Source organism: Cohnella yongneupensis (assembly GCF_042655785.1).
Lineage (GTDB): Bacteria > Bacillota > Bacilli > Paenibacillales > Paenibacillaceae > Cohnella > Cohnella yongneupensis.
Window position 1 is genome coordinate 142,713 of the sequence record NZ_JBHSNC010000043.1, and the last position, 15,376, is coordinate 158,088.

11 protein-coding genes are annotated in these 15,376 nt (G+C 53.2%); 8 read left to right on the forward strand and 3 right to left on the reverse strand.

Annotated features, from left to right (window positions below; translation table 11 throughout):
- Positions 1-40: 40 nt before the first annotated feature.
- Positions 41-1,156 carry an MGDG synthase family glycosyltransferase gene (locus ACFPQ4_RS14415; RefSeq protein ID WP_378112571.1) on the reverse strand — a complete coding sequence of 372 codons (1,116 nt, stop codon included), beginning with the start codon at positions 1,154-1,156 and terminating at the stop codon, positions 41-43.
- A 166-nt stretch (positions 1,157-1,322) separates the two neighbouring features.
- Between ACFPQ4_RS14415 and kapB the strand changes: the two genes are divergently transcribed.
- Both kapB and ACFPQ4_RS14425 read left to right on the forward strand, forming a co-directional pair.
- Entirely contained in the window at positions 1,323-1,703 is a 381-nt protein-coding gene (kapB, locus tag ACFPQ4_RS14420; RefSeq protein WP_378112572.1) for a kinase-associated lipoprotein KapB, read from the forward strand.
- Positions 1,704-1,822: 119 nt separating this feature from the next.
- On the forward strand, positions 1,823-4,096 hold the full coding sequence (locus tag ACFPQ4_RS14425) for an Ig-like domain-containing protein (RefSeq protein ID WP_378112573.1): 2,274 nt from the start codon (positions 1,823-1,825) through the stop codon (positions 4,094-4,096).
- A gap of 118 nt (positions 4,097-4,214) precedes the next feature.
- On the opposite strand, the gene ACFPQ4_RS14430 is transcribed toward ACFPQ4_RS14425, so the two are convergent.
- Positions 4,215-5,495, reverse strand: a complete 1,281-nt coding sequence (locus ACFPQ4_RS14430; protein WP_378112574.1) for a stalk domain-containing protein — start codon at positions 5,493-5,495, stop codon at positions 4,215-4,217.
- A gap of 290 nt (positions 5,496-5,785) precedes the next feature.
- Here ACFPQ4_RS14430 and gltB point away from each other — a divergent pair, with 290 nt between their 5' ends.
- The gene (gene gltB / locus ACFPQ4_RS14435) at positions 5,786-10,393 is read left to right on the forward strand and encodes a glutamate synthase large subunit (protein WP_378112575.1); all 4,608 of its coding nucleotides are present in this window, start codon (positions 5,786-5,788) and stop codon (positions 10,391-10,393) included.
- 487 nt (positions 10,394-10,880) lie between these two features.
- Here gltB and ACFPQ4_RS14440 read toward each other — a convergent pair whose 3' ends face one another.
- Positions 10,881-11,252 (reverse strand): helix-turn-helix domain-containing protein, encoded by a 372-nt coding sequence (locus tag ACFPQ4_RS14440; protein WP_378112585.1) that lies wholly within the window; start codon positions 11,250-11,252, stop codon positions 10,881-10,883.
- 264 nt (positions 11,253-11,516) lie between these two features.
- Here ACFPQ4_RS14440 and ACFPQ4_RS14445 point away from each other — a divergent pair, with 264 nt between their 5' ends.
- The 5 genes from ACFPQ4_RS14445 to ACFPQ4_RS14465 all read left to right on the forward strand — a co-directional run bounded on the left by ACFPQ4_RS14445 (position 11,517) and on the right by ACFPQ4_RS14465 (position 15,208).
- The gene (locus ACFPQ4_RS14445; protein WP_378112576.1) at positions 11,517-11,975 is read left to right on the forward strand and encodes a PilZ domain-containing protein; all 459 of its coding nucleotides are present in this window, start codon (positions 11,517-11,519) and stop codon (positions 11,973-11,975) included.
- A 25-nt stretch (positions 11,976-12,000) separates the two neighbouring features.
- Positions 12,001-13,146, forward strand: coding sequence for an LCP family glycopolymer transferase (locus ACFPQ4_RS14450; RefSeq protein WP_378112577.1), 1,146 nt, complete (start codon positions 12,001-12,003; stop codon positions 13,144-13,146).
- Between the two features lie 108 nt (positions 13,147-13,254).
- A complete protein-coding gene (locus ACFPQ4_RS14455; RefSeq protein ID WP_378112578.1) occupies positions 13,255-13,398 on the forward strand; it encodes a hypothetical protein in 144 nt (47 codons plus the stop codon).
- An 81-nt stretch (positions 13,399-13,479) separates the two neighbouring features.
- Entirely contained in the window at positions 13,480-14,406 is a 927-nt protein-coding gene (locus ACFPQ4_RS14460) for an ABC transporter ATP-binding protein (RefSeq protein WP_378112579.1), read from the forward strand.
- On the forward strand, positions 14,399-15,208 hold the full coding sequence (locus tag ACFPQ4_RS14465; protein ID WP_378112580.1) for an ABC transporter permease: 810 nt from the start codon (positions 14,399-14,401) through the stop codon (positions 15,206-15,208). Before ACFPQ4_RS14460 ends, ACFPQ4_RS14465 begins: the two co-directional genes overlap by 8 nt.
- Positions 15,209-15,376 lie beyond the last annotated feature (168 nt).

A 15,376-nucleotide genomic window follows, 5' to 3' on the forward strand; every position in this document is an offset into this window, starting at 1 on the left:
GGCAAAACTTCATATTCATAGGTTCCAAGAAACCGTGCTCTTACTGCATCAAAGCCAGCACCGCTTCCGAACACTTCGCCGGGTGATACTCCGCGTTGCGGAGCGCAAGCAGCGTATCGCGATGCTGATCCGCCGCATACGGTTCCTGAATGAGCCGCAGCCAGCGATCGACGGTTTCCGTCGACGTCATCAGCTCGCCGAAGCCGTGCTTGACGAAGTAGTCGGCGTTTTCTTCCTCTTGGCCGGGAATCGGCTCGTAGAACAGCATAGGGATGCCTTTGGCCATCCCCTCGGTGCAGGTCATTCCGCCCGGCTTCGTTACGAGCAGATCGGACACGTCCATCAGCTTGCTGACTTCTTTCGTGTAACCGAGCACGTGTATGTTCGGATGCCGGAACCGCGGATCGGCCAGCAGCTTCTCGCGCGACTTCTCGTTGTTGCCCATGCAGACGATGATCTGCACTTTGTCCGCTTGGCTAGCCATGTATTCGACGTGGTTGTCGCCGTATAAGAGTCCCCAGCCACCGCCCATGATCAGTACGGTAGGCATGTCCTTCAGCTTGAATTGGGACAAAATTTCCGCGCGATCGTGCGGGTGCCAGAAGTTCGGATGAACGGGAATGCCCGTCACCGCGATGCTAGATTCCGGTACGCCGCGGGCGATAAGCTTGTTGCGGACGGCAGGCGTGCTGACGAGATACGTGTTAACCTCTGGGTTCGTCCAAGTCGCATGCGCGTCGTAATCCGTTATTAGCGTATACAAAGGTACGTCTAGTCCCAGACGTTTCAGGCGGCTGACTACAGCGTTCGGAAACGGGTGGGTACAGACGATGGAATCCGGTTTCAATTGTCGCACGACTGCCGATACATGGTTGTAGAATAGACGGTGCAGCGCGAATTGCGTCATCCGGTTCAATGATTTATGGTATTGGCTGCGATAAAGCTTGCCAACCAGCTTGGGCTGATGACTTACGGTTTTGCGGTAGGCGGATAAAATCAACGGGCCGATGATCGGATTCAGGAACGTTCCGAGTTCGATGACGCGGGTCTGAATCTTGGGCGAAAGCTGCCTTAATCCGACAGCTAAAGCATAAGCGGCTTGCGTATGTCCGGTACCGAAACCTTCGGAAAGCAGCAGAACTCTTTTTTTGCGCATTAGAGACAATCCCCCACTTTACCTACATACCATATTACGCTTTAGAGAGGCTCGGAACAAGTCCGGAAGCGCGGATATCGCATAAAACTAACGAAAGTCGGTGTTTTTCTTTTGCGTCCACATTCAGTAAAATGATAGTAAAGAACACAAAGGAGCGGATGACGCGATGGAAAACGGTGGTACGACGCAAGAAATCGTGAAGGTGACTTATAAAACGGGGGATTACGCTGGGGAGGTCGTCGATCGGGACGAGCGCAGAATACTTGTCAAAATTTTGTCCGTGCTTAAGCATCCGACGCAAGGGGACCTTCACCATCCCTACGACCCCGACGTGCCTCTCTTCCATGAGCGGCGCGCGTTAGCGTACACGGAGAAAGTTTGGATTCCGCGCCAGGGCGTCGAGCCTTATCGCGGAGAAGTGATTGCCTATGCAGATTCCTTGAAACGGGCGCTCGGCGCGGAGATTGAACAAATAGACAGATTGAACCGATGGTCGGCGCGCTGCCTAGAACAGCTTGATACTTTGCGAAAGGATTATGGGTATTAAGTCTCGAAAATGCTTGGGCTGAGGTTTAATTTGGCAAATCGTATTCAGGAACCGCAGGCTTAAGCCGTTATTATAGGTAGATATGTTTTGAATTTCTGCCTATGGAGGATTTGCTTAAGATGAAACTATGGAATGCAGTTGCGAGAAAGCAAACCCGGAAACAGCCGTCGGCCTTTGCGCTGTGGCGGATGTGCGCATGGATCATCGTCTTGGCTTTAGCCGTCGTGCCTTTCTCTAGTGTCAGCGCAGCCGATGAAACGGCGTTGGGCATCACTCTCGATCCCGTCGCCGTCGACCAGCCGCTAATAGTAGAAGGAGACACGATTTCGATCAGGGCGATGGCGTCCATCTCAGGCACGTCGAACAAGAAAGACGTGTCGGATACGGCGACGTGGACTTCTTCGTCCACGAACGTAAAAGTCAACAAAGGCGTTCTATCCGCGACCGGCGCAGTGGATTCGGCGACGATCACCGCGAAGTACCAAGGCTTCATCGCTACGGTGCAGGTGAAGTCGGTTTACGATTATAAAGAGCTTAAGCTTGAACTTGTGTCGGGCTCATCGAACGAAGATGCGCCTAGCACCAAGGATGTCCTGCTTGGCGACGACATTAAGCTGATCGCGACGGCGGTCGAAGACAATAATGACGAGTCGGACGTAACCGAAGACGCGACTTGGTCGACTTCGAACGCTGCCGTCGCTACCGTCTCAGACGGTGAGCTCACGCTAGTTAGCGCGGGAACGGCTACAATTACCGTGAAGCATAAAGGGCGTACGGATACGATCGCATTGACCGTTACGTCGCCTTACGATTCGATCAAGATCGGGTCGGCGACGCCGATCTCGGGTCCGATCTCGATGTATGTCGGCGACGTCGATCTGCCGCTAACCGCAACGGCGACTTACAAGAAGACGTCGGATGGAACGAAAACGGTCACCGCGGACGCGACTTGGACTTCGAGTAATAGCGGAGTCGTTAAAGTCGAGAAGGGCCTGATTACGGCGGTAGGCGCGGGTACGGCGATCGTTACGGTCAAGCAATACGGCGTATCCGATACGGTATCGTTCCAAGTGCGGACGAAGTACGAAGCCATGAAGCTGACGCCTAACAAGCCGATCGCGTTCACGCTTTACGGCGACGGGGTCGAACTCCAAGCATCGGTCAGCAAAGGGACTGGCGCGTCGGAGCCGATTACCGACTTAGCCGAGTGGAAGACCGGAGACTCGTACATCGCGGCAATCGTCAAGAATAAGGATGGCAAGGTCACCGTCGTTCCTAGAAGCGTAGGTACAACTAAAGTATCGGTGACTTATTTGGGGTTGACGAAGGAGCAGACGGTTACCGTCTATCCGAGCATCGTCAACGTGGACATTCCTAAGGACCAAATGGACGCGTACGTAGAAGATACAGGTTCGTTGCCAGCCGTATCCGGCGATACGGTAGGCGGCGATACCCAGGATATTAGCAAGCTAGTGCAATGGACGTCTTCGGACGCTACGGTCGTCTCGATCGAAGACGGCAAGTGGAAGGCTCTTAAGACGGGAACGGCAAAGCTGACCGCGACGGTCGTTAACGAGCCTGGAGCCTTGGCAGGCGTCAAGACGGATACGATTACCGTCGACGTGCATAACAAGGTGCTGTCGCTGGATTCCGACATCTCGGCGATGAGCGTCGTGATCGGCAAAGAAGCGGATCTCCCGCCGGTTAAGCTAATCTACGAGAACGGCGACGAAGAAGTCGTCACCGACAAGGTGACGTGGAAAGCATCGAACGCGAACTTGCTCGTCAAAGCTCCGAAGATCAAAGGCTTGAAAGCGGCTAACGTGACGTTAACCGGCACTTACTTAAGCAAGACGGTTACCGTCAAAGTGACGATCGAGGAAGAGTTTACGTCGTTCCAAATTACGCCGGCCGCGAATCTCCAGTTGTATTTGAACAAGTCGCAGACGGTCAAAGTAACGGCGACGACGAAGAGCGGCAAAAAAGTATCGATCGGCACCCGTCTTGATTGGGAATCGTCCGATCCTGAGCTCGTTACGATTAACGGCGCATCGATCAAAGGCTTGAAAGAAGGTACCGGCAAGCTGAAGGCGGCCATTCAAGGCAAGGCACTAGAGATCGCCTACACGGTATCCGCTAGAATGACGAAGCTCACGGCGTCCGACAAGTCCATCAAGCTTGTCGCGGTCGGTACGGTCGACAGCGTGACATTGAGCGCAGACTACGACAACGGGAAATCGGTAGACGTGACCGATACGGCCGTATGGACCACTTCGAACAAGAAAGTCGCTACCGTTACCGGCGGAACGATAACGTTCGTAGGCAAAGGCTCGGCAACCATAAAGGCTGTCTTCGAGGGCAAAACTGTAACGGTAAGCGTCTCCGCCAAATAAAAAGGTGCTGCCAAGCGTTCAAGAAAGGCATATGCGCCCCCAAAAAAGCCTCCGCAACCCTGTCATTCAGGGGCGGAGGCTTTTTTATTGCGTATGGCGATGAATGGAGACGCTAAGGTTAGGAGTTAATAAATGCAGTCTGCAGTTTATCCCGGTAGACGAGATCGAAATCGAGCGCTTTGACGATTAGGGCGATCGGTACATAGGTTTTATCTTCTTTGCCGAACTTCTGTATGAAGGCCGGAGGCGTAGTAAACGTCTGTTTCACGCCGTCGACGTACATGTAATTCGCGCCGATGGATATTTTGACGACGTGATTGTTTTTGGTTACGGTAACGGTCTTTGTCTTCGCATCCCATTGCTTATCGGCTTGAACGGCAACGGATAGGTCCCCGATCGGTAGGAAGTTCGTGTTCTTCTTGTTAATCGGTTTATACGGCAATTCTTTGCCGTTGACGACAACGGAAAGGCTGACACCTTGCGGCCTAGGGGCGGGTACGAGATAGGTTTGCCATTCGGGGATCGCTTCCGTAAACGCTTGCCCCATTGCCTCGTAACCCGCTTGTCTCGGATGACTGTCGAAGTTGAGCTTCGACTTAACGTAGGTGAAAGTTTCGACTTTATGAGCGAACAGTTTCCCAACGTGGGCAATGCGAAGCGGGATGCCTTCAGCGTTAAGCTTTACAGCCAGCGAGTCCAGCGCTGTTGATAACTTGCCGACCGCGGTCAGCAGTTCTTCGTAAAGATCGTGATCTTCCCACAGAGGAAGATATTGATCGGCGAGCACGATTTCCGCGTTCGGCGCCATCGTATGAATCTGGCGCATGAGCGTATCCATGTTCGCTGTATATTTATTCACAGTACCGTCAAAAGTGTCCTGGAGAATCGTTCTCGCGTTATCCGTAGATTCCAGCATCATCGTCTTGATGAAGCTGCCGTAGTCGTTAGCCCCGATCGTTAAGACGACTAGATTCGCCTCCTTCAATGCGGGTGCGATGTCTGGTGCTTTACTCCCGACGGAACCTGCCTGCAGCTTCACTCGCGGATCGGGAAAAAATGAGAAATCCTGGATTTCGTCCGCAGTCAGGGACTTTCCTGCCTGAGCAGCATCTAGCAACTTCATTTGTCCCGGCGTAGTCAGACCCATGATGGCATAATTAGTTAACTTCGCACGCCCGCGGAATAAGGCTTGCTCGTACACGCGATCGACATAGCCGTACGGAACCGACTTCTCGTCAAATCCTTTCTCGTAGCCGACGCTGAGCGAATCTCCTAGCGCTACGATGTTATAAACGTTAGGTTTAGCGACAGCTGGGGCTGCCTCAGCGGAGGCAAATGACGGTAATACGATCATAAGTGCAAGAAAAGCAACAATCACTACATGGACAAAACGCTTCATACTGTTATTTTCCTCCCTTGGGCCGTCAACATACCGTACATCACTAGGAATGTTTATCGGCATTATAAAAAATATTAAATTGCCATACCTTCTGCGATGGTGTTAAAATAACATAATAATTTCTGAATATTTATGAACAATCAACGTATGTCTCCGCGAAACCCACCCAATCCCGACCCTGGTCGTCTCAATGTAGCCTTTTCTTTTATTCTAGGTGATTTCGCTAGGGAAATGAAGCCGTAAGTGCACACCTTCAAGAAAAAAACTCGCATATAGAAAGGTTGCTTTGTATGAAAGCGATGCATCATGGATTGCCAACGAAGCAGGGACTGTACGATCCTCAATTTGAGCGTGACGCCTGCGGTATGGGTTTTGTCGCACATATTAAAGGAAAGAAGTCGCACGATATCGTCGAACAGGCGCTAACGTTGCTCATTAACATGGAGCATCGCGGCGGTCAGGGAAGCGAACCTAACACGGGCGACGGTGCAGGCATATTGCTGCAAATCCCGCACGACTTCTTCGCGAGCGAAACGGCGAAGCTTGGTTTCGCGTTGCCGGAAGCAGGGCAATATGCGGTCGCAATGGTGTTCTTCCCGCAAGACGAAGCGGCTCGCGCGAAGCAAGAGCGGATTTTCGCCGACATCATCGCCGAGGAAGGCCAAACTTTGCTCGGATGGCGCACGGTTCCTACGAACGACGAGAAGCTCGGAGAATCGGCCAAAAAAGTGAAACCGTTCGTGCGTCAGGCGTTCATCGCCCGCGCGGCGGTACTCTCGGACGATATGGCTTTCGAGCGCAAATTATACGTTATTCGCAAGCGTACCGAGCTTGCGATCCGATATAACGACAAGATCGATGGCGCGGAAAGCTTTTACTTCCCGAGCATGTCGAGCAAGAAGATCGTATACAAGGGCATGCTTACGACCGAGCAAGTAGGTCACTTCTATACGGAGCTTCACAATCCAGAGCTCGTAACCGCGATGGCGCTCGTGCATTCCCGGTTCAGCACGAACACGTTCCCGAGCTGGGAGCGCGCGCATCCGTTCAACTATTTGATCCACAACGGCGAGATCAATACGCTTCGGGGCAACGTCAACTGGATGCATGCGCGTCAGACGCTGTTCGCGACCGACTTGTTCGGCGACGATCTGGAGAAGATCAAGCCGATCATCGCGCCGGACGGATCGGATACGGCGATGTTCGATAACACGTTCGAGTTCATGTACTTGTCCGGCCGTTCGATGGCTCACGCGGCCATGATGATGGTTCCAGAACCATGGCAGAACGACGAGCATATGGACGAAGAGAAGAAGGCGTTCTACGAATACCACGCGACCCTTATGGAACCGTGGGACGGACCGGCGGCGGTCGGCTTTACCGACGGCGTGCAAATCGGCGCCGTGCTCGACCGTAACGGTCTGCGTCCGGCTAGATATTACGTCACGAAGGACGATCTGATGATTCTGGCTTCCGAAGCCGGCGTTATCGAGCTTCCGCCTGAGGACATCGTGCTGAAGGACCGTCTGCGTCCGGGCCGTATTTTGCTCGTGGACACGAAGGAAGGCCGCATTATTTCCGACGAAGAAGTCAAACGCGCCATCGTAACGGAACATCCTTACCGCGAATGGTTGAACGACCACTTGGTCGATCTGGAGGATTTGCCGGACGCGCCGGAGCTTCCCGAGTTGGATCATGCGACCGTACAGCAACGCCAGCAAGCGTTCGGCTATACGTTCGAAGACGTGCGCAAGCTGATAGAGCCGATGGCTGCTTCCGGCGTCGAGCCGCTCGCTTCGATGGGCTACGATGCTCCGCTTGCCGTACTGTCCGAGAAGCCGCAGCGCTTATTCAACTACTTCAAGCAACTATTCGCACAAGTAACGAACCCGCCGATCGACGCGATCCGCGAAGAGATCGTTACTTCGACATATACGTCCGTCGGACCGGAGCGCAACTTGCTCAATCCGGAGCCGGAAAGCTGCCGTCACATCCGTCTGTACACGCCGATTCTCTCTAACGAAGAGTTCGCCAAGCTCCGTCACGTACATCGTCCGGGCTTCAAGTCGATTACGCTGCCGATCTTCTTCGATCCGGAAGCCGGCGAGCAAGGCTTGCGCGACGCGATCAGACTGCTATGCGAGTCCGCGGACCGCGTCATGGCGCGCGGTCATAACATCCTGATTCTATCCGACAGAGGAACGGATCAAGACAACGCTGCGATTCCATCTCTCTTGGCCGTATCGGCGCTGCATCACCACCTGATTCGCCAAGGTACGCGGACGAAAGTCAGCATCCTGCTCGAATCCGGCGAACCGCGGGAAGTGCACCACTTCGCGCTGTTGCTCGGCTACGGCGTAAGCGCGGTGAACCCGTACCTTGCGTTCGAGTCGCTCGACGACTTGATCCGCCAAGGCATGCTGCGCGGCATCTCGCACGAGAAAGCCGTCAAAAATTACATTAAAGCCGCTACCAAAGGTGTCGTGAAAGTATTGTCCAAAATGGGCATCTCCACGATCCAGTCGTACCGCGGCGCGCAAATATTCGAAGCGATCGGTTTGTCGACCGACGTCATCGATCAGTACTTCACCTGGACGCCGTCCCGTATCGAAGGCGTCGGCCTGGATGTCATCACCAAAGATACGTTGACCGCTCATTACCGCGCGTACGCCAAGCAAGAAGGCGCGGAGAGCGAGCTCGATTCCGGCGGCGACTACCAGTGGCGCAAAGACGGGGAAGAGCATCTGTTCAATCCGAAGACGATTCACATGCTGCAAATGGCAACACGTACGGGCAACTACGAGACGTTCAAGAAGTTCTCGTCGCTCATTCAAGGCGAATACGAAGATATCAAAATGCTTCGCTCGCTGCTCGACTTCAACTTCGATCAAGCGCCTGTGCCGATCGAAGAAGTCGAATCGCTCGAATCGATCTTCAAGCGGTTCAAGACGGGCGCGATGTCGTTCGGCTCGATCAGCAAGGAAGCGCACGAATCGTTAGCGATCGCGATGAACCGCATCGGCGGCAAGTCCAACTCCGGCGAAGGCGGCGAAGATTCGGCGCGTTACATTCCTGACGCGAACGGCGATTCTCGCCGCAGCGCGATCAAGCAAGTCGCTTCCGGCCGCTTCGGCGTTACGAGCTATTACTTGTCCAATGCGGACGAAATCCAGATCAAGATGGCGCAAGGCGCGAAGCCGGGCGAAGGCGGACAGCTCATGGGACGCAAAGTGTACCCTTGGGTCGCCGAAGTTCGCGGTACGACGCCGGGCGTAGGTTTGATCTCCCCGCCTCCGCATCACGATATTTACTCGATCGAGGATTTGGCCGAACTGATTCACGATCTGAAGAACGCGAACCCGCGCGCGCGCATTAACGTCAAGCTCGTCTCCGAGGTCGGCGTAGGCACGATCGCGGCGGGCGTTGCCAAAGGCCGCGCGGACGTTATTCTAGTCAGCGGCTACGACGGCGGTACCGGCGCATCCCCGATCGGCTCGATCCGCCATGCGGGCTTGCCTTGGGAGCTGGGTCTGGCGGAGACGCATCAGACGCTCATCCTGAACAACCTACGCGACCGCGTCGTCGTCGAAACCGACGGCAAAATGATGACGGGACGCGACGTCGCGATCGCGGCATTGCTCGGCGCAGAGGAGTTCGGCTTCTCGACCGCTCCGCTAGTCGTTCTCGGATGCATCATGATGCGCGTATGCCAACTCGATACGTGCCCGGTCGGCGTCGCGACGCAAAATCCGGAGCTGCGCAAAAAGTTCATGGGAGATCCGCAGCATGCGGTCAACTTCATGACGTTCGTGGCGCAAGAGCTTCGCGAAATTATGGCGCAGCTAGGCTTCCGCACGATTCAAGAGATGGTCGGTCGCGTCGACCGCCTGAACACGAAGAAGGCGATCACCCATTACAAATCGCAAGGCGTGGATTTGAACGCGCTCTTGCATATGCCGGAATTGCCGGAAGGCTCGTTCCGTTACAATGCCAAAGGTCAAAACCATGGTTTGGAAGAATCGCTCGACATGCAAGCGCTGCTTGACGCGGCCGCTCCGGCGATCGCTCGCAGTCAGCCAGTGAGCGCCTCCTTCCCGATCAAGAACACGAATCGCGTAGTCGGCACGATCGTAGGCGCGGAAGTAACGAATCGTTATGGCAAGGAGGGCTTGCCTGCCGATACGATCCGCTTCCACTTCACGGGTACGGCCGGTCAAAGCTTCGGCGCGTTCATTCCGAAAGGCATGACGCTCACTCTCGAAGGTGACTCGAACGATTACGTCGGCAAAGGTTTGTCCGGCGGAACGATCGCGGTTTACCCTTCGAAGGCCGCGACCTTCAAGGCGGAAGACAACATCATCATCGGCAACACCGCTTTCTACGGCGCGACGAGCGGCGAGGCGTATATTCGCGGGGCTGCGGGCGAACGCTTCGCGGTTCGTAACAGCGGCGTGAACGTCGTAGTCGAAGGCGTGGGCGACCACGGTTGCGAATATATGACCGGCGGACGCGTAGTCGTTCTCGGCAAGACGGGACGCAACTTCGCGGCCGGGATGTCCGGCGGCATCGCTTACGTCATCGATTGGGACGGTCAGTTCATCAACCGTTGCAACTACGAGATGGTCGGCTTGGAGCGTCTGGAGGACGAGGCGGAGATCGCGCAAGTGCGCGAGATGATCGGCAAACACGTGCAGCATACGGATAGCGATCTCGGTCGCCGCGTGCTGGCGGACTGGCCGGCTCATGCCGCGAAGTTCGTGAAAGTCATCCCTAAGGACTACAAGCGGATGATGGAGCAAATCGCCAAAGTCGAGGCTCAAGGACTAAGCGGCGATAAAGCGCTGCTCGCGGCGTTCGAAGCGAACATGCGCGATTTGTCCCGCGTAGGCGGCAACTAAACGTTAGAGTCATCATGACCGTCCATGGAGCGTACGTTCCATGGACGGTCTTTTTGATCCTAAGGACACGCTGCACGACATATTTTGCAGTCCGCCCAATGTTCGACAAAACCTCCGAAAAAACAATAATGACATGACAGCGGCACTCGACACCCTCCGCATTTCCAATCTCCTATAATTACGATAGAGTTTGGGGATAGAGTTCTAGATGAGAGGGTATGGGAGCGAAAATGGAGAAGGATTTACTGGAGGCTAAGGAACCATTGGAAATTGATATCCACAAAATTCTGACGCAACTGGGAATCGAATCGGACAAATGGCCGGATGAATTCAAAAAGCCGGCGCAGCAAATCTGACTCTTTTTAACATACGCTCTATTAATGAAAAAACCTCGAGCATTCGGATGCGATAGCAACCGAATACTCGAGGTTTTTTTTCTTAAGCGCGCAAGTCGTGCAAGCTTATGATTATATGCTTATATTTGATCTTATTCGCCCATATTCCGTTCGGCGCGAACGAAAGCGATGAATCTCTTGGCTTCCGCGGGGGACAGCTTGCGGCCGTCGATCGTTAGCGCGAACTTGTCGAGCATCTCGTTATTGGAAAGCTCGAGCTCGTCGGCGAACTGTCTTACGTCCGTATCTAGCGTCGTCGTAGGCTGCGTCGTTCTTCCAGCCAAATAATCGAGCGAGACTTGGAATAAATCCGCTACCTTGGAAAGGGTCTCGGTATCGGGCTCCCTACGGTTTTTCTCGTAGTGAGACAGCGCTGCCCGCGAGATTCCGAGAGATGTAGCTAGCTCTTCTTGTGTCAAACCGCGTTGGTCCCGTAGGAACGCGATACGGTTTCCGATATTCATCATATCCCTCCCAGAATGTATCACTAACCCCATCATAATATGAATGGCGAACAATTTCATTCGTTGTTACAAAATGTCGCATATAACTATCTAATCTTGTTATTGCCCAAAAACGAGCTCGTTAAACAGTGAGCATTCAACGGTTGTGACAGGTTTTGTCGTGGAATCATGCCATTATCTCGCCTTGACATGATACAAAATGTATCGTAAAGTAAGGGGAATCATTGAGATACGTTAAGTATCATTAGCGAGGCGTGGGCGGTTATGGATCAGGAGGAACAAGAGAATAGACGCCAGTACATCCGATTCGGGCTGCACTTGCCGCTTTATGCGGAGCTATCCTTGCTTAGAGTTGGCGATCGCACGGCGAGAAGCCGTTCGCAGAAAGTATTGCTAGATAATATAAGCTTCGGAGGATGTCTGTTCCGAACGCATTTGGAGCTTCCGCCACGAGACGATGTAGAGTGGATGCTTAAGATGCAGTTGAATCATCATGAGGTTCATTTGAAGGCGACGATCGTCCGCGTTCAGGAAGAGGAGGGTTACTTCCTCTATGGCGTTTCTTGGAAACTATCGACTTACGAACGCCATTTGTTTCATTATCGGCTGAACGAATATTTGCAGTCGGCTTATGCGTTCGCACCCCACATTCAGACGCTATACCGCAAAGTGATGGAGCGAGGCGGCGACAAGCAATTCAAGCGATTGGATTATACAACTTAGCGGGAAACGGAAGGAGCAGCCTCCATTGAAACGCAAGAAATGGGTAAAAATCAGTCTTTATTCGTTGCTATCCGTAGTCGTGGTCGCCGTAATCGCAGGCGGCTATATTTGGTATGCGCTTAAGCACACGATGGATGCGATGTACGAACCTTTGCCGGCAAAAACATGGACTCAGCCCGTGTTCGAACGGGAAGAGGTTAAGTCCGATCCGGTTGCCGTTATTACCGATGACAATGTAGCAACAGTAGATACGCAACCGGTGTCAGCCGATGGCCAAGCGACTTCGGCAGAAGGTACCGCATTAAGCAATACGCAGCCATCTCCCGCTGGCGACAAAGGGAAGCAGGCGACCGATGATAGCAAATGGGATGCCATTCAAGCGGTAAAGCTCGACGTTGAGCAAGTGGACCGATTGTTGCATCCCGATTTGGACAAGGAAGATCCTTTCTGCATTTTACTGCTCGGCGTAGACGAACGACCGGGCGATCGGGGGCGGAGCGACACGATGATCCTGTTAACGGTGCAGCCGGCAACGAATTCGGTGCTGGGAGTGTCCATTCCTCGGGACACCCGGGTACTTATCCCGCATCGCGAAACCTACGACAAAATCAATCATGCTTACGCTTTCGGGGGAACTTCCTGGGCAGTCGAAGCGGTCGAACGGCTATTCGGCGTACCGATCGCCTATTATATGAAGACGAATATGGAAGGCATGATCGATATCGTCGATACCGTAGGCGGGGTAGACGTCGACAATCCGTTCGCGTTCGATGTCGGGAGCATGAAATTTCCGCTGGGCGAGCAACATTTGAACGGACAGGAAGCGTTAGCCTTCGTTCAGATGCGCAAAGAAGATCCGCATGGGGATTTCGGACGCAACGTAAGGCAGCGGCAAGTGCTCAGCTCGGCGGTAGATAAGGTCGTTAGCTTTCGTTCGCTTAGCAAGTTCCCTCATATCCTTTCCGAGCTATCAAATGATGTCCGAACGAATTTGACCTTTGGCAATATGGTGGATTTGGCATCCGATTACCGCTCGTCGATCAGCAATATCGTCACTTTGAATTTGAAAGGCACCGGTAAGATGATCAATGGAATTTACTACTATACCGTTCAGCCGGAAGATCGCAAAGAGATTCAAGATCGCATGCTGGAGCAACTCCAAGCGACGTAATTCATCAGCGGTTGACAAAAACCTTGACAGGGGACAAGAACTGCCCTATTTTAAATATATGATACGTAATGTATACAAATGAAACGATACGTATAGAATGGAGGGCATATGGAACAATCCGTACTTTTCTACTGTTTAATGTGCAATAAGCTGAAAACGATGGAACAAGCGAATCTTCTGTTCCGCACGGGATTTTACAAAGTATTGCATCCGCTTGGCTGCTGCGTCAGTTGCGACCGCCAATCGAAATAAAAATTACCTAAAAATTGTATTCCTTACGCCGATGATTGATATAATGGGGTTGCTGTTCAATTGATTAACGGAGGGAAGTACATGTCACAAGCACCCGTCGTTCGGTTGCAGGACGTTACCAAAGTCATCGGCAAGCGAACGATCATCGACCGCGTGTCCTTTGAAGTGCAACCGGGCGAAGTATTCGGTTTCCTTGGGCCTAACGGTTCGGGTAAGACGACTACGATCCGCATGATCGTCGGATTAATGGGGATGACCTCCGGGGACATCCAAATCGCGGGACATAGCGTGAAGTCCGATTTTCCTAAAGCGATCATCCAGGTCGGCGCGATCGTCGAAAACCCGGAAATGTACAAGTTTCTGACCGGATATCAGAACTTGCTTCATTATGCGCGCATGAATCCGTCCATTACGGAGCAAAGAATTCAAGAAGTCATTAAGCTTGTCGGTCTCGAGGGACGCATTCACGACAAGGTAAAGAAGTATTCGTTAGGCATGCGCCAACGTCTTGGCGTTGCCCAAGCGGTCATGCACCGTCCGAAGCTGCTCGTATTGGACGAGCCTACGAACGGCCTCGATCCCGCGGGCATTCGCGAGTTAAGAGATTACCTGCGCAAGCTTGCGCAAGACGAAGGAGTCGCGGTGCTCGTATCCTCTCATCTGCTGTCCGAGATGGAGCTCATGTGCGATCGCGTCGCGATTTTGCAGAAGGGCCAGATTATAGACGTTCGGTCGCTTCGGGGAACGGATGACGTCCAAGACGCGCAAACCGAGAACGAGGTGCTGTTCGAGCTCGATCATCCGGATGCCGCGCTCGGTATTTTGGAAGGATCGTACGGGGCACGTCTATCGGAAGGCTTACTGTCCATTACCGCGGATCGCAGCTCGGTAGCAGCCACGAACCGTAGATTAGTAGAAGCGGGAATTAACGTCTACGGCATTCGCGTGAAGACGAAGTCGCTTGAAGACCAATTCCTCGAAATGACGGGGAGTGATACGATTGGTTAACTTTATGAAGCTCGTGCAGAACGAGAATATGAAAATTTATCGCAGAGCCCGTACGTGGGTCATGCTCGGCATCATCCTCGTGCTTCCCGTACTGCTGTCGATGTTGCTCTATTTTGCCTCGAATTCGGATGAGACGATTACGGGATTCAGCGCCATGCAGCTGGATGGCTTCCTACTGACTTTCCTGATCACGATTTTCTCCGTTGTACTTGCGGCGGAAGCCGTTGCCGGAGAATTCACTTGGGGAACGATCAAGCTCCTCCTGATTAGACCATGGAGCCGTTCGAGTATCCTGCTGTCCAAGTTTATCGCGGTCGTATTGTTCTCGCTGCTAATTACGGCGATCGGTTTCCTCGTAACGTTCCTGATCAATATGGCGTTCTTCGGCGCTACGAATGATATCAATGAGTATATCCCGGAATTGAACGCAGGAGCAGGCGTCTTGTTTAACGAGCTTGGACATCTCTTCTGGTTGAATTACGTCACCACACTTGTCATTATCGCATTTGCCTTCATGCTGTCGTCCGCGCTTCGTAGTAACGGTCTTGCGATCGGCTTATCGATCTCCATCGTATTTACGGCGCAACTGTGGTCCCATCTGTTCCTTATGATCGATAAGCCATGGATCAAGTATGTGTTATTCCTGCATCTCGATCTAACGCAGTACGCGAACGGGCGTGGAGGCCCGATCGCAGATGATCCGCTCACGCTTGGATTCGCTATAAGCGTTCTGGCGGTCTATTTCGTCCTATTCAACTTGATCTCGTGGACGGTATTCCGGAAGCGCGACGTAGCGGCCTAACGATCGGACAGCTCATTTAGACGAAACAAATACCGATGCACCCCCCGGCAAAGACATTGAGAACAAACTCTCAACGTCCTTGCCGGGGGGTGCTTTTTGTTATGGCGTGCCCAGAGGCACGCATCTTCTAGCCGGTGAAAGTCCGGTCGCGGGAGGGGCCAAGCCCCC

Bases quoted from the DNA above. Each gene is read 5' to 3' on its own strand.
- kapB (WP_378112572.1), top strand. From the start codon at position 1,323: ATGGAAAACGGTGGTACGACGCAAGAAATCGTGAAGGTGACTTATAAA.
- ACFPQ4_RS14455 (WP_378112578.1), top strand. From the start codon at position 13,255: ATGGAACAATCCGTACTTTTCTACTGTTTAATGTGCAATAAGCTGAAA.
- gltB (WP_378112575.1), top strand. From the start codon at position 5,786: ATGAAAGCGATGCATCATGGATTGCCAACGAAGCAGGGACTGTACGAT.
- ACFPQ4_RS14430 (WP_378112574.1), bottom strand. From the start codon at position 5,495: ATGAAGCGTTTTGTCCATGTAGTGATTGTTGCTTTTCTTGCACTTATG.
- ACFPQ4_RS14415 (WP_378112571.1), bottom strand. From the start codon at position 1,156: ATGCGCAAAAAAAGAGTTCTGCTGCTTTCCGAAGGTTTCGGTACCGGA.
- ACFPQ4_RS14460 (WP_378112579.1), top strand. From the start codon at position 13,480: ATGTCACAAGCACCCGTCGTTCGGTTGCAGGACGTTACCAAAGTCATC.
- ACFPQ4_RS14425 (WP_378112573.1), top strand. From the start codon at position 1,823: ATGAAACTATGGAATGCAGTTGCGAGAAAGCAAACCCGGAAACAGCCG.
- ACFPQ4_RS14440 (WP_378112585.1), bottom strand. From the start codon at position 11,252: ATGAATATCGGAAACCGTATCGCGTTCCTACGGGACCAACGCGGTTTG.
- ACFPQ4_RS14445 (WP_378112576.1), top strand. From the start codon at position 11,517: ATGGATCAGGAGGAACAAGAGAATAGACGCCAGTACATCCGATTCGGG.